General features: G+C 63.5%; 19 protein-coding genes and 1 pseudogene. 8 read left to right on the forward strand and 12 right to left on the reverse strand.

What is annotated here, in order from left to right; genetic code table 11:
• Positions 1-88 precede the first annotated feature (88 nt).
• A pseudogene (locus tag AHA_RS04695) lies at positions 89-1,783 on the forward strand (AMP-binding protein).
• Positions 1,784-1,825: 42 nt separating this feature from the next.
• Here AHA_RS04695 and AHA_RS04700 read toward each other — a convergent pair.
• The 3 genes from AHA_RS04700 to AHA_RS04710 all read right to left on the reverse strand — a co-directional run bounded on the left by AHA_RS04700 (position 1,826) and on the right by AHA_RS04710 (position 5,711).
• Positions 1,826-2,179, reverse strand: a complete 354-nt coding sequence (locus AHA_RS04700; protein ID WP_011704872.1) for a hypothetical protein — start codon at positions 2,177-2,179, stop codon at positions 1,826-1,828.
• A 76-nt stretch (positions 2,180-2,255) separates the two neighbouring features.
• The gene (locus tag AHA_RS04705; RefSeq protein ID WP_011704873.1) at positions 2,256-2,606 is read right to left on the reverse strand and encodes a hypothetical protein; all 351 of its coding nucleotides are present in this window, start codon (positions 2,604-2,606) and stop codon (positions 2,256-2,258) included.
• A gap of 132 nt (positions 2,607-2,738) precedes the next feature.
• On the reverse strand, positions 2,739-5,711 hold the full coding sequence (locus AHA_RS04710) for an HD domain-containing phosphohydrolase (RefSeq protein ID WP_011704874.1): 2,973 nt from the start codon (positions 5,709-5,711) through the stop codon (positions 2,739-2,741).
• 155 nt (positions 5,712-5,866) lie between these two features.
• On the opposite strand from AHA_RS04710, the gene AHA_RS04715 reads away from it, so the two are divergent.
• On the forward strand, positions 5,867-6,856 hold the full coding sequence (locus AHA_RS04715) for a luciferase-like monooxygenase (RefSeq protein ID WP_011704875.1): 990 nt from the start codon (positions 5,867-5,869) through the stop codon (positions 6,854-6,856).
• 235 nt (positions 6,857-7,091) lie between these two features.
• Complete coding sequence (locus tag AHA_RS04720) at positions 7,092-7,592, forward strand: 2TM domain-containing protein (protein WP_011704876.1); 501 nt, start codon at positions 7,092-7,094, stop codon at positions 7,590-7,592.
• 165 nt (positions 7,593-7,757) lie between these two features.
• On the opposite strand, the gene AHA_RS04725 is transcribed toward AHA_RS04720, so the two are convergent.
• The 6 genes from AHA_RS04725 to lptD are packed head-to-tail and all read right to left on the reverse strand — an operon-like array spanning position 7,758 to position 14,526.
• A complete protein-coding gene (locus tag AHA_RS04725) occupies positions 7,758-8,579 on the reverse strand; it encodes a symmetrical bis(5'-nucleosyl)-tetraphosphatase (protein ID WP_011704877.1) in 822 nt (273 codons plus the stop codon).
• Positions 8,580-8,585: 6 nt separating this feature from the next.
• Positions 8,586-8,948, reverse strand: a complete 363-nt coding sequence (apaG, locus tag AHA_RS04730) for a Co2+/Mg2+ efflux protein ApaG (RefSeq protein WP_011704878.1) — start codon at positions 8,946-8,948, stop codon at positions 8,586-8,588.
• A gap of 4 nt (positions 8,949-8,952) precedes the next feature.
• Positions 8,953-9,780: a 16S rRNA (adenine(1518)-N(6)/adenine(1519)-N(6))-dimethyltransferase RsmA gene (gene rsmA / locus AHA_RS04735; protein ID WP_016349619.1), complete on the reverse strand. Its 828-nt coding sequence runs from the start codon at positions 9,778-9,780 to the stop codon at positions 8,953-8,955.
• Positions 9,770-10,765 carry a 4-hydroxythreonine-4-phosphate dehydrogenase PdxA gene (pdxA, locus tag AHA_RS04740; RefSeq protein WP_011704880.1) on the reverse strand — a complete coding sequence of 332 codons (996 nt, stop codon included), beginning with the start codon at positions 10,763-10,765 and terminating at the stop codon, positions 9,770-9,772. The genes rsmA and pdxA overlap by 11 nt, the downstream gene beginning before the upstream one ends.
• Complete coding sequence (surA, locus tag AHA_RS04745) at positions 10,765-12,063, reverse strand: peptidylprolyl isomerase SurA (RefSeq protein WP_011704881.1); 1,299 nt, start codon at positions 12,061-12,063, stop codon at positions 10,765-10,767. Before surA ends, pdxA begins: the two co-directional genes overlap by 1 nt.
• A 30-nt stretch (positions 12,064-12,093) precedes the next feature.
• A complete protein-coding gene (gene lptD, locus AHA_RS04750) occupies positions 12,094-14,526 on the reverse strand; it encodes an LPS assembly protein LptD (protein ID WP_011704882.1) in 2,433 nt (810 codons plus the stop codon).
• Positions 14,527-14,700: 174 nt separating this feature from the next.
• On the opposite strand from lptD, the gene AHA_RS04755 reads away from it, so the two are divergent.
• The 3 genes from AHA_RS04755 to djlA are packed head-to-tail and all read left to right on the forward strand — an operon-like array spanning position 14,701 to position 17,226.
• Positions 14,701-15,711: an aminoglycoside phosphotransferase family protein gene (locus AHA_RS04755; RefSeq protein WP_011704883.1), complete on the forward strand. Its 1,011-nt coding sequence runs from the start codon at positions 14,701-14,703 to the stop codon at positions 15,709-15,711.
• Complete coding sequence (gene murU / locus AHA_RS04760; protein WP_011704884.1) at positions 15,708-16,376, forward strand: N-acetylmuramate alpha-1-phosphate uridylyltransferase MurU; 669 nt, start codon at positions 15,708-15,710, stop codon at positions 16,374-16,376. The genes AHA_RS04755 and murU overlap by 4 nt, the downstream gene beginning before the upstream one ends.
• Before the next feature lie 19 nt (positions 16,377-16,395).
• Positions 16,396-17,226, forward strand: a complete 831-nt coding sequence (gene djlA, locus AHA_RS04765) for a co-chaperone DjlA (protein WP_011704885.1) — start codon at positions 16,396-16,398, stop codon at positions 17,224-17,226.
• A gap of 76 nt (positions 17,227-17,302) precedes the next feature.
• Here djlA and AHA_RS04770 read toward each other — a convergent pair whose 3' ends face one another.
• The 3 genes from AHA_RS04770 to ettA all read right to left on the reverse strand — a co-directional run bounded on the left by AHA_RS04770 (position 17,303) and on the right by ettA (position 21,077).
• On the reverse strand, positions 17,303-18,646 hold the full coding sequence (locus AHA_RS04770) for an NCS2 family permease (RefSeq protein ID WP_005304142.1): 1,344 nt from the start codon (positions 18,644-18,646) through the stop codon (positions 17,303-17,305).
• A gap of 264 nt (positions 18,647-18,910) precedes the next feature.
• Positions 18,911-19,246 (reverse strand): hypothetical protein, encoded by a 336-nt coding sequence (locus tag AHA_RS04775; RefSeq protein WP_077392336.1) that lies wholly within the window; start codon positions 19,244-19,246, stop codon positions 18,911-18,913.
• A gap of 163 nt (positions 19,247-19,409) precedes the next feature.
• A complete protein-coding gene (gene ettA, locus AHA_RS04780) occupies positions 19,410-21,077 on the reverse strand; it encodes an energy-dependent translational throttle protein EttA (protein WP_011704886.1) in 1,668 nt (555 codons plus the stop codon).
• Between the two features lie 240 nt (positions 21,078-21,317).
• Here ettA and AHA_RS04785 point away from each other — a divergent pair, with 240 nt between their 5' ends.
• On the forward strand, positions 21,318-21,893 hold the full coding sequence (locus AHA_RS04785; RefSeq protein WP_011704887.1) for a Crp/Fnr family transcriptional regulator: 576 nt from the start codon (positions 21,318-21,320) through the stop codon (positions 21,891-21,893).
• Positions 21,894-21,950: 57 nt separating this feature from the next.
• On the forward strand, positions 21,951-22,460 hold the full coding sequence (locus tag AHA_RS04790; RefSeq protein WP_049047672.1) for a YgjV family protein: 510 nt from the start codon (positions 21,951-21,953) through the stop codon (positions 22,458-22,460).
• The last annotated feature ends 20 nt before the right edge of the window (positions 22,461-22,480 follow it).

Raw genomic sequence — 22,480 nt, forward strand, 5'->3', positions numbered from 1 at the left:
ACCTTGTTTTTACATTAATGTAACAGGCTGCAAAAACACGCCAGCCGAGCAGTAGGCACGTCCAACCTATGTGGCCAGGAGTCACCCCATGACCTCACTGCTCAGCTACCGGGCCGGTCCCTGCGATCAGCCGCTGCTTCACCAGACCATAGGCGCCTACCTGCAACAGGTGGCGGAGCGTTTCCCCGACCGGCCCGCAGTGGTGGTGCGCCACCAGCAGATCCGCTGGAACTACCGTGAATACCTGACCCAGATAGACAGGTTGGCGCTGGGCCTGCTGGCGCTCGGGATCCGGCCGGGGGATCGGGTCGGCATCTGGTCACCGAACAACATCGAGTGGTGCCTGGTGCAATTCGCCACGTCCCGCATCGGGGCCATCATGGTCTGCATCAACCCCGCCTACCGCAGCTACGAGCTGGCCTTTGCCATCAACAACGTGGGCTGTCGGGCCCTCATCTGTGCCAGTGCCTTCAAGGGCTGCGACTATCTCGCCATGCTGGGAGAGCTGGTCCCCGAGCTGGCGCACTGCCCACCCGGCCGTCTCGTATCATCCCGCCTGCCGAGCCTGGAGATGGTGATCCGGCTCGGGGAGGAACAAAGTGCAGGCATGCTCAACTTCCCCGAGGTACTGGCACTGGGGGACCAGCAGAACCCGGCCTGGCTGGCCCGGGTGGCGGCCACCCTCAAACCCGATGACGCCATCAACATCCAGTTCACCTCGGGCACCACGGGCAATCCCAAGGGAGCCACCCTCAGCCACAGCAACATCCTCAACAACGGTCGCCAGGTGGCGCAAGGCATGGCGTTCAGCGAGCAGGACCGGCTTTGCATCCCGGTGCCGCTCTACCACTGTTTCGGCATGGTGCTCGGCAACCTGGCCAGCATCAGCGTGGGGGCCTGCGCCCTGTTTCCGGCCGAAGCCTTCGATCCGGCGGCCACCTTGCGGATGGTGAGCGAGGAGCGTTGCACCGCCCTGCACGGAGTGCCGACCATGTTCATCGCCGAGCTGGAGCTGGCGGAGTTTGACCAGTTCGATCTCTCCTCCCTGCGCACCGGTATCATGGCCGGCGCCATCTGCCCCGAGCCCTTGATGCGCAAGGTGCAGACCCTGATGCACATGACCGAGGTGACCATCGCCTACGGCCAGACCTAGTGCAGCCCCATCAATCACATGACCGCCATCGATGCGCCGCTGGACAAACGGGTCACCACGGTCGGCCGCGCCATCGGCCACACCGAAATCAAGCTGGTCGACCCGAGCGGAGAGATAGTCGCCATCGGCGAGCGGGGCGAGATCTGCTGTCGCAGCAACGGGGTGATGCAGGGGTACTGGCAGGATCCGGTCAAGACGGCGGAGACCATCGACCAGGAGGGGTGGCTGCATTCGGGGGACATCGGCATCATGGATGAAGAGGGCTATGTACGGATCGTCGGGCGCAGCAAGGAGCTGATCATCCGTGGTGGCGAGAACATCTATCCGCGCGAGATCGAAGAGCGTCTTTACGATCATCCGGCGGTGCAGGATGCGGCGGTGTTCGGGGTCGACAGCGAGCGCTATGGCGAAGAGGTGTGCGCCTGGGTCAAGCTCAGACCCCGCCAGGAGGCCAGCGAGGAGGAGTTGAAACAGTTTCTGGCGGCCCGCATCGCTTATTTCAAGGTGCCCAGATACATCCGGTTTGTGGAGGAGTACCCCATGACGGTGACCGGCAAGCTGCAGAAATTCAGGATGCGGGAGCTGATGAGTGACAAGCTGGCCCGCCAGCACGCCGAGGCGACGGGCTGAGTGGCGGTGACAACGGAAAAAGGGCCTGCGGGCCCTTTTTCGTCAGCGTCCAAGCGGATGTGGTTGTGCCGGTGTGCGGGGGCACTGTACCAGCAGCATGTGGGTGGTGAAGGTGCTGGTCTGGGGGAAGCCTGGGCTAAATCCCGTCACCGGATCGGCGACCCCCATGCTCATCTGGTGAGTGGTGATGGTGCGCTTGCTTCGATCGACTTCCTGATAGCCATGGGGGCAGCTCAAGAGCGCCTGTTGCTGGCACTCCTCTGGCGCGCCGCACTCGATCTGGAAGCGTTGTTGAGCAGGATTGATGGAGGGGAGTTCGCTGACGGTGGCGGGTGCCGGCAGCAGGGCGCAGCCGGACAGCAAGATGCTGCCCAGCAGCCATATTCTGGGTGACATAAGAGGCTCGTTCTCGGTGAGACAAGAGAAGGGCCGGCCAGGATTCGGGTTTCCCGTGCCGGCCGTGAGGCGCGGATCAGCGTGGCGTGATGCCCATATCGACCGGACACTGGATGGTCAGGGAGTGGACCGTGTTGGCGACCCGATAGGGCTTGGCTGCCTTGTAGACCTTCTTGTCTTCGTCGTAGCTGCCCCCCAGATATTGGGTGCTGTAGAGCGTCTGCTGGCGACGATCGGTCTCCTGGTAGCCCTGCGGGCAGGTCTGGTTGGCCTGCTGGAAGCAGGCGGTCATGCTGCTGCACTCGATGTAGAAGCCGCGCTGGCTGGCATCGGCCAGGTGCACCGGGGTGACGGTGGGGGCGGGGGGAGACAGCAGGGAGCAGCCGGATAGCGTCAGCGCGCCGAGCAGAACGAGATGTTTTGACATAGATAACCTGAACAGTGTGGTGTGATAAAGAGTGAGGGGGAGTCTATTGCTCCCCCTTCGCTATAGGGGCACCGTTATAACCAGCCGGGGGCGCTCAGGCCAGCCCGCAAATGTAAGAAAATATGACCCGCCCTAGGCCAGCGCGGCCAGCAGGGCGGTTTCATCCACCGGATCCAGCTGCTCGGGGGCGAGGAAGCGCTCGGCATAGTCGCGCCAGATGCCGCTGCTGACAAACAGGGCAAACAGGGCGGGATCGATGTGCTGCTCGCGCACCATGCTCTGCATGATGGCCAGCGACTGGGAGACCGTCTTGCCCGATTTGTAGGGGCGATCGCTGGCGGTCAGCGCCTCGAAGATGTCGGCGATGGCCATGATGCGGGCGGGGATGCTCATCTGGCTGCCCAGCAACTGGCGCGGATAGCCCTTGCCGTCCATCCGCTCGTGGTGGCCGCCGGCAATCTCGGGCACGCTGCGCAGATGGCGGGGGAAGGGGAGGCGCTCGAGCATGCGAATGGTCTGGATGATGTGTTCGTTGATCTTGTAGCGCTCCTCCTCGGTAAGGGTGCCGCGACCGATGGCGAGGTTGTAACGCTCGCCGCGGTTGTAGAGGTGAGTGGGCACTCGCACCTTGAAGCCCCAGGGGTTGCGCTCGTCCAGCTGATCGTGGACGGGGCGGGGGATGAGGTGGGCGGCCTTGTCTGCCAGCAGGGGTTCGACGCAGGGCAGTGGCGCGGCCGGCTCGTTCTGGCGCAGCTTGAGCTCCTCCCGGCTGATGCCGAGCCGATCGTCCAGGGTGCGCAGCCAGGTGCGGCTGGCGATGGCATCCAGCCTGGCCAGCTTTTCCGGCGCCATCCACTCACCGCCCAGGTTGCACTCGGCGACAAAGGCGAACTCCTGATCCAGGGTGCTCCAGAGCGGGGCCACCTCGCTCCTGGCCGCTTCCCGCTCCGATGCCGGCAGGCGGGCCGCCAGCGCTTCGATATAGCCGTCGCGCTTGAGCACCTCGAAGCGGGTGCGGATCTCGTGGATCCGGTCGTAGAGGGTCTCCAGCTTGGTGGCCTTGTCCACCACGAACTCGGGGGTGGTCACCTTGCCACAGTCGTGCAGCCAGCTGGCGATATGGATGGCCTCCCACTCCTCCTCGTTGAGCCGAAACTCGGCGAACGGCCCCTGCTGCTGGGCGCAGGCGGCTTCGGTCAGCATCCGGGTCAGCTCCGGCACCCGCTGGCAGTGGCCGCCGGTGTAGGGGCTCTTGGCGTCGATGGCGCCAGCCATCAGCTCGATGAAGGATTCCAGCAGCTGTTTCTGCTCCTCCAGCAGGCGCTGGTTCTCGATGGCGGAGGCCGAAGTGCCCGCCAGCGCCTCGATCAGGCTGATGCGCGAGGCTAGCTCACGGGCCGGGCAGTCAGGCAGGATCAGCAGCAGGCAGCCGCTCAGCTCCTGGCGATGGTTGCGCAGCGGCTCGGCCACCAGCTGGCAGGGGCCGGGGAAGGGGCCCCAGTCGGCCAGATACTGCTGCCAGCTACTCTGGTCGATGGCGAGGCTGAGCCGCTCGCCCCGGGCCAGCTCGCCAAACAGGGCCTGCTGCCAGCGGATCTGTCCGGCCGGCAGCGGCGCTTGGCGCCACAGCGCCTGTACCACCACCATGCCCTGCTCCTGGGAGAGATAGAGGCATCCCCCTTCGGCCTGCACCGCGGCGATGGTCTCGTGCAGAATGCGGCTGAGCAGGGAGTCGAAGCGGTGTTCGGCCGCCAGCGCGCGTCCCATGTTCATGAAGTTGCCGAGGGTCAGCCGCATGCCGGACATGGTGCGGGCCAGATCGTCGATCTCGCGGATGGCCGACTCGGGGACCCGGCTCTCGCCAAAATCGAAGTGCTGGATCCGCTCCGCCTCCTGGGTGAGCGCCAGCAGCGGGGTGGCGGTGCGCCGCGAGACCAGCCAGATCACCGGCAGCAGCAGTAGCAGGCCCGCCAGAGCCCAACCCAGGTTGACCAGGGCTTCGTCCCGGGCCTGCTGATAGAGCAGGTCGGCCGAGACCAGCAGGGCGATATGGAAGGGGGAGTCGGTCCCGAGGGGAGCGAGGTTGACCAGCCAGTCACTGCCATCGGCGGCGGTCAGGTTGAGCTCCGCCGGCTCGCTCAGCAGGGTGGGCTGGCTGATGATCCGCTGCTGCAGATCCGGCAGGGCCGGGTGGGGCAGGGTCGCCAGCATGGGCAGCTGGCTCAGCTGTTCGAAGCTGGGCAGGTGTCTGGGGTCGGCGGCCAGCAGGGTGGCGTACTCGTCAAACAGGATCACCTGGCTCTGGGCGGGCAGCTGCAGCTTGCCGATCAGGGCCGACAGCCCCTCGACGCTGGTGTCGAGTCCGATCACGGCGCGCCGGTCGTCGCTCTCCACCGCCAGCGTCATGCCCGGCTCCTTGGTGGTGAAGAAGAGATAGGGACTGGTGGTGGCGATCCCCGCGCGCCAGCGGGCCTGCTTGTACCAGTCGCGGCTACGAGGATCGTAGCGGTAGTTTGGCATGGGGCGGCGCTCGAGCAGGGTCAGCCGTTGATCGAAATAGAGAAATTCCCCCTTGCCCTGGCTGAGGCTCTGCACCAGCAGGGTACTGGCGGCCGGTACGCCCCCCAGCTGGGCTCTGGCCCGCTCGGTCAGCTTGCGTACCAGAAAGAAGTCGCCATCCTCATAGCCGGCATAGACGGCCCCATAGCTGGGGCTGTTGGCCAGCACCTCCGCCAGTTGTGGCAGGTAGGCCAGGCGTTCGGTCAGCGTGGTCATGGCGGCCAGCTGGCCGCTGCGCAACAGGCTGAGGGACATGCGGGCCGGTCGCTCGTTCAGTTGCAGGGCGAGGGCCAGCTGCTGGCGATACTGCAGGAAGTTCTGTCGCTCGTGCTCCAGTCCCTGGCGCGCCCCTTGCTGGAACTGCAAGGCGATGAGGGCGCTGCCGAGCAGGGTGAACAGCAGGATGAAGAGGGTGGCGATATGCACGTAGAAGGGTTTACGACCTGGCCTGGCAGTTGTCATGGACACATCCTTGTCACACGGGCGATTGCAGAGACGATCAGCTTGCAGTGTGCCAACAGGATGACAGAAAACACAATAACCCATTCATGGATATCGGGATGTGGCCGACGGAAACGGCTCCTGCCGGGGCTCTCGGCGCTCGCTCTGGCCAATTTTGCCGGCTGAGCACGTGATTCATTCAGGTATCCCGTGCTACATTGCCCCACTTGTTACTGGTCTGTGAATCAATGGAGTGACCCATGTCTGCCATCCCCTATTCCGTACTCGATCTGGTGCCCGTGGCCGAAGGCTCCCAGCCGGCCGAGTCGTTTCGCCGCTCGCTGGACCTGGCCCGTCATGCCGAACGCCTGGGCTATTGCCGCTACTGGCTGGCGGAGCACCACAACATGCCGGGCATCGCCAGCGCCGCCACCTCGGTGCTGATCGGTCATCTGGCCGGCGGGACCAATACCCTGCGCATCGGGGCGGGCGGCATCATGCTGCCGAACCACTCGCCGCTGGTCATCGCCGAGCAGTTCGGCACCCTGGCGTCGCTCTATCCGGATCGCATCGATCTCGGGCTTGGCCGTGCGCCGGGCACCGATCAGCGCACCATGCGGGCGCTCAGACGCCAGCGCAGCGGCGAGGTGGATGACTTCCCGGCCGATGTGCGCGAGCTGATAGATTACTTTGGCGATGAAGCAGGGGCGGTGCAGGCGGTACCTGGGCAGGGGCTGCATCTGCCCATCTGGCTGCTGGGCTCCAGCCTCTACAGCGCCCAGCTGGCGGCGGCCATGGGGCTACCGTTCGGCTTTGCCTCCCACTTCGCCCCCGCCATGCTGCTGCAGGCGCTGGAGATCTACCGCGCCCAGTATCGCCCCTCCGCCCGCTGGCCCAAGCCCCATGCGGTGGTCTGCATCAACATGATCGCCGCCGACAGCGAGCGAGAGGCGCGCTTCCAGTTCACCACCCTGCAGCAGCAGTTCCTGCGCCTGCATCGCGGCAACGCAGGCAAGCTGCCGGCCCCCGTCATCGAGCTGGGGGAGGAGTGGTCGGAGCGCGAGCTGCTGGCCATGGAGCAGACCCTGGCCCGTTCGCTGGTGGGCAACCCGGACCAGATACGTCACAGCCTCAAGGCGTTGCTGGCGGAAACCCGGGCCGACGAGCTGATGTTCAACGGTCCCATCGTCGATCATCAGGCTCGTCTGCGCTCTTTCGAGATTGCCGCCGAGTTGATGCAGGCGCTATAAGCTCGCCTGCCCGATACCAAGGCGCTATCTTGCACAAAGCGCCACCTCTGTCGCCCTGCTGTCAGGTGATCGAAAGGGGGCGTCGTGGGGAGGAATAGCTGAATTTTTGAGCATGCCCTTTTATCTAATGCACTGAATCCAAAGGAAAGTCAGGTTGGTGTCAGGGCGCTGTCGTGGCCCATGGCACCCGCCGGCCCCTATGCTGGCCCCGTCAATCAACCACAAGGAGTTCGAGATGATCGTCAGGAAGTTGAGATTGCAGCGGGGCTGGTCACAGGAGCAGTTGGCCGCCTTTACCGGCCTGAGCGTTCGCACCATTCAGCGGATCGAGCAGGGCCAGCAGCCCGGACTGGAATCCCTCAAGGCCCTGGCCGCCGTCTTTGAGCTCGAGGTGGCGCAACTTGACGGTACAAGCCAACAGGAGCACGAGATGAAAGGGAGTGACACGATGGAACGGGATGAGATACGGGTATCGGTAGAGGAGCGGGCCGCCATGCGCTATGTGGAGGGGCTCAAGGGCTTCTATTACCACATCGCCAGCTACCTGCTGGTGATTTGCGGGCTGTTTGTCATCAACTACCTGAGCAACCCGGGCTATATCTGGGCCTGGTGGCCAGCGCTGGGCTGGGGGCTGGGACTGATCTCCCATGCCATCAACCTGTTCCAGCCGTTCAAGCTGTTTGGCCCCGAGTGGGAGCGGCAGCAGATCGAGAAACGGTTGGGGCGCAAGCTCTAGGGTGAGCGATGCACCATAAAAAACGGGCCCGGCAATGCCGGGCCCGTTTTGTTTTATTGCCTGCCACCTGCTTGGTGTGGGTGGGACAGGGGGTGGCGATCAGGGCGTCATCTTCATAGCGCCACAGGGTGAGGCTTTGTCGCTCAGGTGCAGCCCTCTGAACCATCACTTGGCGTAAGTGGGACAGGGGGTGGCGATCAGGGCATCATCTTCATAGCGCCACAGGGTGAGGCTGTTGCCCCAGACACAGCCGGTGTCGAGCGCCTTGATGTCCTGCTTGCCGGTGTTGCCCATCAGGGCAGCCCAGTGGCCGAACACCAGGATGGGGTCATCCACATGGTGCTCGCGCTGCTCAAACCAGGGGCGCAGGCCCGGGGTCGACTCCTTGGGGCCCTTCTTGCATTTGAAGTCGAGCCGGCCGTCGAAATAGCAGAAACGCATCCGGGTAAAGGTGTTGATGATGTAGCGGTAGCGCTCGATCCCGACCAGATCGTCCTGCCAGCCATCCGGCTGATCGCCATACATGTTGTGCAGCAGCCACTGGTACTGATCGCCGCGCAGCAGGCTCTCCACCTCGCGGGCGCAGTTGCGGGCGGTGCGGGCGTCCCACGCCGGGGAGATGCCGGCATGCACCATCATGATGGGTAAGTCGGGGTGCTCCGCCAGCAGTGGACGGTGGCGCAGCCACTCCAGCAGCTCGTCCCGGTCCGGTGCCTCCATCAGCTCCTGCAGCTTGTCTTTCTTCTTGAGCGGGGCGACGCCATCGGCGACCGCCAGCAGGTGCAGATCGTGGTTGCCGAGCACGGTGACGGCCCGGTTGCCCAGCCCCTTGACGAAGCGCAGGGTATTGAGCGAGTCCGGGCCGCGGGCGACCAGATCGCCGCACAGCCAGAGCACGTCGTTAGCGGGATCGAACTCGGCCAGATCCAGCAGACGGCGCAAGTCGTCGTAACAGCCCTGGATATCGCCAACAAAACAGTTCGCCATGAAACCTCAGTTGATAATGTGGGGGACGGCCAGCGTAAAGGGTGCGATGGGCGCCTCGAATTGCTGCCCCGACTCGCCTTGCAGGGTATAACTCCCTTCCATCACCCCGAGCGGAGTGGCCAGCGGCACGCCGCTTTGATAGCGGAAGGTCTCTCCCTCTGCGATCACCGGCTGCTCGCCGACCACGCCGGGGCCTTCGACTTCCAGCATCTTGCCATTGGCATCGGTGATGAGCCAGCGCCGGTGCAGCAGCTGCGCCGGGCCCGGCCCCAGGTTCTCGATCTCGATGAGATAGTGGAACTGGTAAGGGTCTTTGGAATCCGCCACATAACGGGGGTATGGGCGGATGACTATGTGCGGAGTTGCCACGGGATCAGGCCTGTTGCTGATCCGCCAGCCAGTTGGCGATCATGACGAACTGCTCGAGGGAGAGGTTCTCCGGGCGCAGGTTGCCATCGATACCAAGCTCGGTCAGCTGGGCGTCCGTGATGAAGTTGGAGAAGCTGTTGCGAATGGTCTTGCGACGCTGGCCGAAGCCCTCGGTGCAGACCCGGTTCAGGCAACGAATGTCTTTCGCGACGATGGTCGGGTTCTTGTGCGGGATCAGGCGCACCACGGCGGAATCCACCTTCGGTGCCGGCTTGAAGGCGCCAGGGCCCACTTCCAGCACAGGCACTACCTGACAGTAGTACTGGGTCATCACGCTCAGTCGGCCATAGGCCTTGCTGCCGGGGCCGGCGGCCAGACGCAGGACCACTTCCTTTTGCAGCATGAAGTGCATGTCCTCTACCCGGTCGGCGAACTCGCACAGGTGGAAGATGAGCGGGGTGGAGATGTTGTAGGGCAGGTTGCCGAAGATGCGCAGCGGCCCCTTGCCTTCCCCCATCAGGGTGCCGAAGTCGAAGCGCATGGCATCGGCTTCGATGACGGTCAGCTTCTCCTTGAGGGTCGGGTGCTCGCGCAGGCGCGCCGCCAAGTCCCGGTCCAGCTCGACCACGGTCATCTTGTCCATCTGGGAGGCGACCGGCTCGGTCAGCGCGGCCAGACCCGGGCCGATCTCCACCAGGTTCTGACCCGGCTGCGGATTGATGGCGGCGACGATCTGATCGATCACGTAGCGATCGTGCAAGAAGTTCTGACCGAAACGCTTACGGGCGGTGTGGCCCATGTGCACCTTGTTGCTCTGCACCTTACTGCTCATATCTTTTTTTCTCTACCATCTTGATGGCGTGGTTGATCGCGGTGATCAGGCTGCCCGAGTCGGCGAGGCCCTTGCCTGCCAGATCCAGTGCGGTGCCGTGATCCACCGAAGTGCGGATGAAAGGAAGTCCAAGGGTGATATTGACCGAACTGCCGAAGCCCTTGTATTTGAGCACGGGCAGCCCCTGGTCGTGGTACATGGCGAGTACCGCATCCGCATCCTTGAGGTATTTGTCCTGGAACAGGGTATCGGCCGGCAACGGGCCGACCAGATCGATCCCCTCCTGGCGAAGGCCTGCCAGGGCGGGTTCGATCACGTCAATCTCTTCACGGCCGAGATGGCCGCCTTCCCCGGCGTGGGGATTGAGGCCGCAGACGTAAATGCGGGGTGTGGCGATGCCGAATTTGCTCTTGAGATCCGCATCCAGGATGCGGATCACCTTGCCGAGCCGATCCTCGGTGATGGCCATCGCCACATAGGCCAGCGGAATGTGGGTGGTCGCCAGCGCGACCCGCAGTCCCTCGGTCGCCAGCAGCATCACCACGTCGGCGGTGCCCGACTGCTGGGCGAAGAACTCGGTGTGGCCGCTGAACGAGACGCCAGCCTGGTTGATGATCCCCTTGTGCACCGGCCCGGTCACCACGGCGGCAAACTCGCCGCTCATGTTGCCGTCGCAGGCGCGCTGCAGGGTGGCCAGCACGTAGGCACCGTTGCCCTCGTCGAGCATGCCCGGCACCACGGCGGCGCCGAGGGGAACCGGACATACGGTGAGGGTACCGGCCCGCTGCGGGCGGGCAGGCTGGTCGGCATCATAGGGCTGCAGCTCGATGGGCAGCCCCAGCAGGGCAGCCCGCTCGCGCAGCAGCGCCGGATCGGCGATCACCACCAGCTGGTGCGGCCAATCCTGCTGGGCAATCTGCAGCACCAGATCCGGGCCGATCCCGGCCGGTTCACCCGGGGTGATGGCTAGACGACGACAACTCATCAGCTGCCGGCGCCTTCGATCTGGATGTAGGCCTCGTCACGCAGCTCGTCCAGCCAGGCCTGGGACTCTTCGGTGAAGCGACGGTTGTAGATCAGCTGATAGGCACGCTGCTCCTGGGCCTTGTTGGTGGCATCCTGGCTGCGGCGCTCTTCCAGCTGGACGATGTGCCAGCCGTGGGTGGTGCGGAAGGGTTCGCTGATCTGGCCCGGTTGCAGGCGGTTGACCATGTCGCGGAACTCCGGCACATAGACATTGGGATCAGACCAGCCCAGTTCGCCACCCTGCACCGCAGAACCCGGATCTTCGGAGTACTTCTCCGCCAGGCTGGCAAAGCTGGCCTTGCCGCTCTTGATGTCGTGCAGGATGCCGTCCAGCATGCCCTTGGCTTTTTCTTCGCTCAGGATGATGGAGGGCTTGATCAGGATGTGACGGGCGCGCACTTCGGTCTGCACGACCTGCTGCTGGCCCTTGGTGTCGAACACCTTGATGATGTGCAGGCCGGCGCCGGAGCGCAGCGGGCCGACGATGTCGCCCTTCTTGGTGCCTTGCACGGCCTCGGCCATCAGGGTCGGCATCTCCTGCGGGCTCATCCAGCCCCAGTCACCCCCTTCCAGCGCCTTGGGTCCGCTGCTCTCGGCAATGGCCATCTTGCGGAAGTCGGCGCCCTGCTTGAGGGCGGCCAGGATGCGTTCAATCTTGCTCTTGGCGGCGTTGAGCTGCTCGGCGCTCGGGTTGTCCGGCAGGGCAACCTGGATGTGGCCGACATGGTATTGCTGCTGTTGCTGACCCTGCTTGGCGAGGATGTCGACCACCTGCTTCACCTCCTGCTCGGAGATGTTGATGCGGCGGCGCACCTGATTGCGGCGCACCTCGTTCATCAGGATCTCGCGGCGCACCTCTTCCCGATACTGGGCATAGGTCAGCCCTTCACGGGCCAGCTGGGCCCGCAGCTGATCCAGGGTCATCTTGTTGTCGGCGGCGATGCTCTGGATAGCCTGCTCCAGCTGGGTATCGCTGATCTTGAGGCCCTGACGATCCGCCAGTTGCAGTTGCAGGCTCTCCTGGATCAGCCGATCCAGTGCCTGTTTGCGCAGGGTGGCGTCATCGGGCAGGGACTGGCCGCTCTCCTGGGCAGAGGCTTTCACCTTCTGCACCAGCGCTTCCTGCTGGCTTGCCAGCACCACGTCCTTGTTGACCACGGCAAGCACCTTGTCCATCAGTTCGGGGGCGGCGAAGGCACCCTGGCTCATGGCTCCGAACAGGCCTGCAGTCAGCAGGGAAATCAACGTCTTCTTCATATCCATCTCTCAAGGCGTTTGCCAGACCGCTTATTGATCTCGCAGGTTAAACGGACGAATGTAAGGCAGTGCTTCGGTGTCCAGGGAAGTGCCCTTGGAGCCGGTACCCACGCTACCCAATCCTTTCATTTCAAACTGAATGCCCAGACTGCGCTCCGAGGTCGGACGCATGGTCACGTTGTCCGGAGTGTTGACCCACTCCAGGTTGAAGTTGATGCTCCAGCAGCAGGAGTCGTACTTCAGGCCTACCTTGCGATCAGACTTCACGCTCTGATTCAGCTCCTGATAGTAACCCCCGTACAGGTGCCACTGGTCGTTGAGCGGGGTAGTCAACAGCAGGCCGATCTGGTTGAGGTCGGTTACCTGTCCCTTGTTTTCAAGATCGTAGTTGGCATCGCGCACGAAACGATGGTTCAGCTGGCTGATCAGCTTCTCGCGGCGATACTCGAGGGCGCTGTTGGCGGAGCTGAGCCGGCTCTGGTCCACATCATATTGCGCGCCGGCATGGGCAAACCACTGCTCGTTGATCTTGGCATCCCCCTCGAAGGAGAGCGGGGAGCGGGTGTTGGTGGTCAGGGTCTCGCTGGGATAGAGCTTGACCCTGGGCGCAACAAAATCGAAAGCTTGGGCAACGGCCAGCCGAATTCGTTCATCACCGGCCTCATCATATACCCGGCTGGTGAGACCGATGGAGACTCTGTTGGAGTCGCTGATGCGATCCAGGCCCGCGTAGCGGCGGTCGCTGAACAGGCTGTAGTAGTCCTGACGCATGCTGGTGGAGTCATAGACACCTATGTTGTCCTGGTTCTTGTAGGGCACATAGAGGTACTGGAACTCTGGCTCCAGGGTCTGGTTGGCATCGCCGCCGAACCAGTTCTGGTTGCGCTCGAAGGTCATGCCGCCCTTGAGGCGGAAGGAGGGCAGAGTGCGGGTGATGATCCCTTCGTCCAGGGTGACCCCGTTGCCGTTTTCAGGAGTAAAGCGGCTGACAAAGGTCTGGCTCATGTTGTCCGGCACTTCCTGATCGTAACGGGTGTACATCAGCTTGTACTGGCTGTCGAGGTAGTAGCCTGCCTCGTTGATGAGCGGCATGGTCAGGGTCGGGGCCGTGTAGACCCGGGTGCCGGTGTAGGCACCGCCCTGGTTCTGGGCGATGGCCTGGGCGTTGTTGTAGCCGAACTTGGTGATCTCGGTGTTCCAGGCCAGATCGTACCAGCTGCCTTGCTGGTAATAGTTGTGGTCGATGCGCGGCATCAACTCGTGGGGCTGCTGGGCGCTGGCCAGCAGGATCTGGTAGGTGCGCACCTCGGTGTTGATGTTCCAGTTGGGCTGGAAGTAACCGGCCATCAGGGACTGCTGTAACTGGTTCTCGACCTGAGTGCCCACCTTGGGGGAGAAGTCGTTGAAGTAGTTGTAATCCCGGTCCCGCACCTTGGTGTAGTCGAGCGACACCCGCATGGCGTTGTCGGCAAACAGCGAGGTGTGGTTGGCGTTGAGCAGGTAGCGGTGACCGTCAGACATGGCCTGGTTGAGGCTCGGGGTCTCGTCGTACTGCTTGTCGTTGGCCAGGTTCTCGAAATAGAGGCTGCCGACGTGGGCCGGATCCGGCATGTAGCGGAACTGTACCTGTTCCATCAGGCCCCGTCTGTCCATAAAACGGGAGGTGATGGTGGCATCGTAGTTGGGGGCTATGTTCCAGTAGAACGGCTGGGTGATGTCCATGCCGTTCTTGGAGCTCTGAGTATAACCCGGGTAGAGCAGGCCCGTCTTGCGTTCATCCTTGATGGGGAAGTTGATGTACGGGAAGTAGAACACCGGGTAGTCGTAGAGCCAGAGACTGGCGTTCCAGGCCTCCCCGAACACCTCGGTCTGATCGATGTCGATGCTGCCCGCCTTCAGGGTCCACACTTCCTGACCCGGCGGGCAGGTGGTGTACTGGGCCCCTTCCAGGGTGATGTTCTGGTTGTTGTTGGTCATGGTGACCCGGTCGGCTGAGCCGCGCACCGGCGAGCCATGCACCTGATACTTGCCCTCTTCCAGCTCGGAGTTCTTGGTATCCAGGTTGGATTTCAGGGTCTTGTCGCTGGTGACCGTGATCTGGCCATCGTTGTAGTAGATGTTGCCGATGGCGATGACGTCCCGGCTCTTCTGATCGAGCTCGGCGTAGTCGGAATCGAACTTGCGTACGCCCTGGCGCACCTTGACGTCGCCCTGGTAGACGGCAGTGCCGCCCTGCTTGGCTTCGAGCCGATCGGCATCCACTTCCACGGGTTGGGCGTTGGCGTCCTTGCCGGGCGCCAGCTTCTCAATCTTGGGGACATAGTCATAGCAGAGCCCGTCCAGGATCCCGGTGGCGGGCGGCGGCGTCAGCGGCGCCGCCTGCACGATGGCCGGGGTCAGGGCTGGAACAAGGCTGATGGTCAGGGCGATGGGATAGGAGTATCCCAGTGTCCGTTTTGTCATGTGAAAGACTCGCGCAATCCGTGGTAGCTACGGCTGATTCAAGACATGCATTTTACGACAGGATTCATCGAGTTGACATTGCATGTCATTGCTTTATGTTAGCCGGCAATGATAAAGCATTATTGCGGCCAGGGCTAACAGCCAAGTGCTGCTTTCCAATTTGGTCCCCGACTTATGCACGATCGCGATTCCCTCTTGTTGCACTGGGCGCGCCGGATTTCCGGTGATGCCAGCCTGCAGTTGACCCTCATTTCCGGTGACGCCAGTTTTCGCCGCTACCACCGTGGCGGTGGCCTGATCTGGGTGGATGCCAATCCTGAAACCGAAAAAAATCATGAGTTTGTCCGCAATGCCTCGGCCCTGCATGCCGGTGGCCTGCTGGCCCCCGAGGTGCGGGCGGTGGACTATGAGCAGGGGCTGCTGGCGGTGACGGATCTGGGGGACACCCAGCTTATCGGCTGCCTGAACGCAGACAACGTGCTGGCCTGGTACGGCAAGGCTATCGCGTTGCTGCCCCGTCTCGGCGCTGTTGAACTGGACCTTGAGCCTTTTGATTCCGCCTTTATGGCGCGGGAGAACAGCATTTTCCCCGAGTGGCTGCTGGGTCACCATCTGCAACTGGCCCTGAGCGATGAAGAGCAGCAGTTGCTCGCTGAGACCTTCGCCTGCCTCACCGAGAACAACCTGGCCCAGCCGCAGGGGGTGATGCACCGGGATTTTCACAGCCGCAACCTGATGGTGTGCAGTGGCGAGACCCCGGCCGACAGCCGGCTGGCGGTGATCGACTTCCAGGACATGGTCACAGGCCCGCTCAGCTATGACCTGGTCTCGCTGCTGAAAGACTGCTACGTGCGCTGGCCGGGCACGGTGATTGAACAGGGCATGCGGCAGGGCTTCGATACCCTGCAGCAGGCCAAGCTGCTGGGCGAGCTCGATTACGCCGCGTTTCGTCGCGCCGCCGACCTGACCGGCATGCAGCGCCACCTCAAGGCGGCGGGCATCTTCACCCGTCTCTACCACCGCGATGGCAAGGCCGGCTACCTCAAGGACATTCCCCGCACCCTCGGCTATGTGGTGGATGTCTGCCACAGCCATGGCGCGACCTTCCCGGTGCTGGGCCGCTTCGGCCAGTGGCTGGCGCAGGTGGTGCTGCCCGGGCTGGTCCGCAGCGGAGTAACGTCATGAAGGCGATGATCCTGGCTGCCGGTCGCGGCGAGCGGATGCGCCCGCTCACCGACAGCCTGCCCAAGCCGCTGCTGGCGGTGGGAGGCAAGCCGCTCATCGTGCACCATATCGAAAAGCTCAAGGCTGCCGGTGTGACCGACCTGGTCATCAACCACGCCTGGCTCGGCCACAAGCTGGTAGAGGCCCTCGGCGATGGCCGTCAGTTCGGCGTCGACATTCAATGGTCGGCGGAGGAGAGCGCGCTGGAGACCGCCGGCGGCATCATTCAGGCGTTTCCGCTGCTGGGGGCTGAGCCGTTTCTGGTGATCAACGGCGATACCTGGCTCGATCTGGACTACCGCACTCTGGTGACCCAGCCGCTGGGCACGGATCTGGCCCACCTCTGGCTGGTGCCCAACCCGCCGCAGCATCCGGCAGGGGACTTTGCGCTGCAGGCGGGCAAGGTGGTCGATACCCAGGCGCTGACCTTCAGCGGAGTCGGACTCTATGATCCCGCCGCCTTTGCCGGACTCCCGCCGGGGGCGCGCAAGCTGGCGCCGCTGCTGCGGGAGTGGATGGCACAAGGCCGGGTGGGCGGCAGCCTGCTGGCCGGCGAGTGGCGCGACATCGGCACGGTGGCGCGGCTGCAGGCGCTGGACGATCAGTTGCAAGGACGCACTCATTAATTTCACGAGGTCTTGAACCATGCGTATTTGGGGTAAGGTGCTTGGCGCCTTCTTCGGTTTTCTGCTCGGCAATATCTTCGGTGCCTTGCTGGGCCTCTGGATCGGCCACCGTTTCGATCGTGGCATGGGCTTGAATTTTCGCCGCGCGCCTACCCAGCAGCAACAGGCGGTCTTCTTCCACGCCACCTTCGCCGTCATGGGCCACATCGCCAAGGCGAGCGGCCAGGTGACCGAGCAGGAGATCCGGGTCGCCTCCAACCTGATGGATCGGATGCGGCTGGCAGGCGAGCAGCGTGCTCGCGCCCAGGAGTCGTTCCGCCAGGGCAAGGAGGCGGACTTCCCGCTGCGGGAGACCCTGGCCGAGTTTCGCCGTGCCAGCCAGGGCCAGCGCGATATCCTGCGTTTCTTCCTCGAGGTGCAGCTGCAGGCCGCCTTCGCCGATGGCAAGGTCGAGGCCAACGAGCGCGCCATCCTGCACACCATCGCCGACGAGCTGGGCTTCAGCCGCATCGAGCTGGCCCGCATTCTGGCGATGGCCGAGGCGCAGATGAACTTCTTCAACCGGGCGCACGGTGGCCAGTATCAGGATGGCGGGCACGGCGGGCAGCAGTACCGTCAGGAGGCCCCCTCCCGTGACCGGCTCAAGGATGCCTACCAGCTGTTGGGGGTGAGCGAGAGCGACAGCGATCAGGAGATCAAGCGCGCCTATCGCAAGGAGATGAGCAAGCATCACCCGGACAAGCTGGCCGCCAAGGGCTTGCCGCCGGAGATGATGGAAATGGCCAAGGAGAAGACCCAGGAGATCCAGCAGGCCTGGGAGTGGATCCGCGAGGCGCGCGGCATTCGCTGAGCGCCCCTTCGTCAGCCATAAAAAATGCCCGTCACTGACGGGCATTTTTGTTTGCGCTGTGTTTGTGCGTCACGGCTTAGTGGCTGTCGACCCAGACGAACTTGAGCACGAACAGCAGGGCCACCACCAGCACGCAGGGGTTGATCTCGCGCCAGCGGCCGGTGCCCGCCTTCATCACGCAGTAGGAGATGAAGCCCACGGCGATCCCCTCGGTGATGGAGAAGCTGAACGGCATCATGACGGCGGTCATGAAGGCCGGCACCGCTTCGGTCAGGTCTTCCCACTTCACCCGGGTCAGCTCGGAGCACATCAGCACGCCCACGTAGATGAGGGCGCCCGCCGCCGCGTAGGCCGGCACCATGGCGGCCACCGGAGAGAAGAAGATCGCCAGCAGGAACAGCAGGCCGACCACGATGGCGGTCAGACCGGTACGGCCGCCGACGGCGACGCCGGAGCTGCTCTCGATGAAGGCGGTGACCGAGGAGGTGCCCATGAAGGCGCCGCCGACGGAACTGGCGCTATCCACCAGCAAGGCCTGCTTCATGCGCGGGAAGTGACCCTTGTCATCGGCCAGCTTGGCGCGGTTGGTCACGCCGATCAGGGTGCCGGAGGAGTCGAACAGGTTGACCAGCATGAAGGAGAAGATGATCCCGGCCAGGCTGATGTCGAGCGAACCCATCAGGTCCAGCTGGCCAAACACCGGCTCAATGCTGGGGGGCATGGAGACGAAGCCCTTGAAGGTGACGTCGCCAAACAGCCAGCCCAGGGTGGTGGTCACCACGATGGCGATCAGCACGGCGGAGTGGACGCCGCGGGCGGAGAAGATGCAGATCAGGAAGAAACCGAGCAGCCCCAGCAGGCAGGGCAGGGAGGTGAGGTTGCCCACCGTCACCATGGTGGCGGGGCTGGCGACCACGATGCCGGCGTTGTGCAGGCCGAGTAGGGCGATCAGCAGACCGATGCCGGCGGTGATGCCGACCCGCAGGGTGAGCGGAATGTTGGCGATGAGCCAGTAGCGCACCCGCAGCAGGGTGAGGATCAGCAGGCCCATGGCACCCCAGAAGATGGTGCCCATGCCCACTTGCCAGGAGTAGCCCATGCCGGCCACCACCACGAAGGCGAAGAAGGCGTTGAGGCCCATGGCGGGGGCCAGGGCGATGGGCAGATTGGCCAGCAGGCCCATCAGGATGCTACCGATGCCGGCGATCAGGCAGGTGGTGACGAACACGGCCTGGGTGTCCATGCCGGCCGCAGAGAGGATCTGCGGGTTGACGAAGACGATGTAGACCATGGTCAGGAAGGTGGTGATGCCGGCGATCACTTCGGTGCGGGCGTTGGTGCCATGGCCCTTCAGGGCAAACAGACGCTCAAGCAATCCTTGCCCGGCGGCCTGTGCGGGGGCCTGGTGTGGTTGATTCATGTTGGATTCCAATAGGTGACGTGAAATAAGCAGCAGGCGAGGAGCCGGTCCCATCCATGCGGGCGTGATGCCCTGTTTCTGGTGGTTAAACAACCAGACTCGTCCTGATACCGTGACAGCGCGCACATTTTTACACAGGCGGCGCCGTTTACAAACCCCGGATCTGCGAGGCGGATCAATGAACAGAGCAAAAATTCAAACGTTTGCCCCGCCAGAAATAAAAAAGGTTCTCGCTGGAGAACCTTTTGCGTGGGCAGCGACCCATCAGAGGGTCTTGAAGTAGCGCTCCACCAGCTGGGCCAGCACGGAGTCGAGGGTCTCCAGCACTTCCCCCAGCTCCCGCCCCAGGCGGCGCAGAAACAGGCTGGCCTGCTCCTCGGTCAGCTTGCGGCCGTCGATGAAAAATTCCTGCTCTGGCAACTGCTTGTCATAGCGGGGCAGCAGGGTCCAGTTCACCAGCTCGGGCTCCACGGCGGCGAAAATCTTGGCGGCGGCGGTGCAGAAGGTCTCGATGTGCGCCTTGCCATCCGGCCCGAGGCAGCCGGGCTCGACCCGGATCTGGATGGTCAGTTTCTTCTCTGTGGTGGGCTGGGTCGTCATCTTGCTACATCCATGCATAAGGTATCCGTCTTGGATTGTAAGCGATCGGGCACAAGAAAGGGGAGCCTGGGCTCCCCTTGTGGCATGTGCCGGTTGACTTGGCGATTCGCTTGTCGTGGTGGGAACGGTGTGGCTGATGTAGCAGCCGTACTTGTTTGCCCTGTTACTTGGCGATGCGCTTGTATTTGGCGCGGTGCGGCTGGATGGCCTCGGCGCCGTAGGTCTTCTTCTTCCACTCTTCGTATTCGGTGAAGTTGCCCTCGAAGAAGGCGATCTTGCCTTCGTCCTGGTAGTCCAGGATGTGGGTGGCGATGCGGTCGAGGAACCAGCGGTCGTGGGAGATGACCATGGCGCAACCCGGGAACTCCAGCAGGGCGTTCTCGAGGGCGCGCAGGGTTTCGATGTCCAGATCGTTGGTCGGTTCATCCAAGAGCAGCACGTTGCCGCCGGTCTGCAGCAGCTTGGCCAGGTGCAGACGGCCGCGTTCACCACCGGACAGCTCGCCGACCCGTTTCTGCTGATCGGCGCCCTTGAAGTTGAAGCGGCCGATGTAGGCCCGGCTCGGGAACTCGTAGTTGCCGATGCGCAGGATGTCCTGGCCGTCGGCGACTTCCTCGAACACCGTCTTCTTGTCGTTCATGCTGTCGCGGAACTGGTCCACCGAGGCCAGCACCACGGTCTCACCCAGGGTGATGGAACCGGAGTCCGGCTGCTCCTGACCCGACATCATGCGGAACAGGGTCGATTTACCGGCACCGTTCGGACCGATGATGCCGACGATGGCCCCCTTCGGAATGGAGAAGGAGAGATCGTCGATCAGCTGGCGGTCACCGTAGGACTTGCAGAGGTTGGCCACCTCCACCACCTTGTCGCCGAGGCGCGGTCCGGGCGGAATGAACAGCTCGTTGGTCTCGTTGCGCTTCTGGTAGTCGTTGGTGTTGAGCTCTTCGAAGCGAGCCATACGGGCCTTGGATTTGGCCTGACGGCCTTTCGGGTTCTGGCGAACCCACTCCAGCTCTTTCTCGATGGACTTGCGACGAGCCGCTTCCGTGCTGGCTTCCTGTGCCAGGCGGGCATCTTTTTGCTCCAGCCAGGAGGAGTAGTTGCCCTCCCACGGGATACCTTCGCCGCGGTCCAGCTCCAGGATCCAGCCGGCCACGTTGTCGAGGAAGTAACGGTCGTGGGTGATGGCGACGACGGTACCCTCGTAGTCGTGCAGGAAGCGCTCCAGCCAGGCCACAGATTCCGCATCCAGGTGGTTGGTCGGTTCGTCCAGCAGCAGCATGTCCGGCTTTTCCAGCAGCAGGCGGCACAGCGCCACCCGGCGGCGCTCACCACCGGAGAGGTGCTTGATCTGGGCATCCCAGGCCGGCAGGCGCAGGGCGTCGGCCGCGCGCTCCAGCTGGTTTTCCATGTTGTGGCCGCCCTGGGCCTGGATGATGGCTTCCAGCTCGCCCTGTTCGCGGGCCAGCTTGTCGAAATCCGCATCCGGGTCGGCGTAGGCCGTATAGACCTCGTCCAGCCGGGCCATGGCGCGTTTCACCTCGCCGACCGCCTCTTCGACTGCTTCACGCACGGTCTGCTCCGGATCCAGCTTCGGCTCCTGCGGCAGGTAGCCGATCTTGATGCCGGGCTGCGGACGGGCTTCCCCTTCGATCTCGGTATCGATGCCTGCCATGATGCGCAGCAGGGTCGATTTACCGGCGCCGTTCAGACCCAACACGCCGATCTTGGCGCCCGGGAAGAAGGAGAGGGAGATGTTCTTGAGAATATGACGCTTGGGCGGCACTACCTTGCCGACCCTGTTCATGGTGTAAATAAATTGAGCCATTGGCTAATTCTCTTCCTTTTCAGCAGGTTAATGTCTTGGCACTAACAGACTGATGTCGTGGTGGGGCCAGGTCGACGCAGGTCAACCGGGTTCCAAAAAACCCGTCGATTGTAAACCAATGGGCGAGGGGGGGCAAAGGTGGCACCCGGTCGGCCATCTCCTTTGCCGGGGCCATCACAGCCTGCTGCAACGGACCGCCAAACTTGGCATGATGAAGGCCCAGTTTGCCCCGGAGTTTGCATGACCAGCCTGCCTTCAGCCCCGCCTCTGGCGGCCACCCTCGCCGCCATGGGGTTGGCACCCGCCATCGGTGAGCCGCTTGCCGGTCGCCTGCCCCGTTTGACCTTGCAGCCGGGCCAGCCGCTGCTGGCTCAGGGGGCGATACAGGAGTCGGCCTTCTACATCGAGCGGGGCATCGCTCGCGCCTGTCACTATGCCCGGGACGGGCAGGAGCGCTGCAAGGAGTTCTACTTCGAAGGGGAGCTCTGTCTGCTCTACGACAGCTGGCTCAGCGGGTCGCCTGCCCGCTACCAGCTGGAGGCCGTCACGACGCTGCAACTGGTGCGGGTGCCGCTGGCCCTGCTGGATGAGCCTGCCTGGCAACCGGTCTGCATGGCCCTGCTGCGCCAGCAGCTGTGCTACAAGGAGCGCAAGGAGGCCTTCTTGCTGCTCCATTCCCCCGAAGAGCGCTACCGGGAGCTTTGTCGCACCTTCCCCCACTGGCCGGCGCGGCTCACTCAGGTGCAGCTCGCCAACTACATCGGCATCAGCCCGGTCACCCTGTCGCGGATCCGCCGGCGCATTAACACGGGTTAATGCCGCGCCTTGCCCATTCCCGCCATGCTGGGCCCCTCGAACAAGCCTGGAGTGGGGATGATGTCGCTGTTTTTGTGGTCACAACTGGTGGTGAGTCTGGCGCTGCTGCTGGATCTGCTATCGTTTCAGCTGCGGACGCGCCGGGCCATTCTGGCCTGCCTGGCGCTCTCCTGCGCCCTCAATGGCGCCCATTTCGCGCTGCTGGGACAAGCGTCGGCCGCCCTGCTGCTCTGGCTGGCGAGCCTGCGCTTCGTGGTCAGCATGCTGGCCACGCGCCGCCTCTTGATGTGGCTCTTTATGGGGTTGTCCTGCCTAGCGGTGCTCGCCACCTACCAGGGACCGCTCGCCCTGCTGGGGTTGCTGGCCAGTCTGCTGCAGACCCGGGCTGCGTTTTGCCTAGATGATCGCCTGCTGCGGCGCTGGATGCTGCTGGGCACGCTCTGCTGGCTGGCCAACAACCTGCTGGTGGGGTCGCCCGTGGCGGCGCTGATGGAGGGGCTGTTTCTGGTCAGCAATCTGGTGGGCTACTACCGCCACTATGGGCGCAGGGCATGTCCGGGGCGTTGATATCGGCTGCGGGAGAAACC

Source organism: Aeromonas hydrophila subsp. hydrophila ATCC 7966 (assembly GCF_000014805.1).
Lineage (GTDB): Bacteria > Pseudomonadota > Gammaproteobacteria > Enterobacterales > Aeromonadaceae > Aeromonas > Aeromonas hydrophila.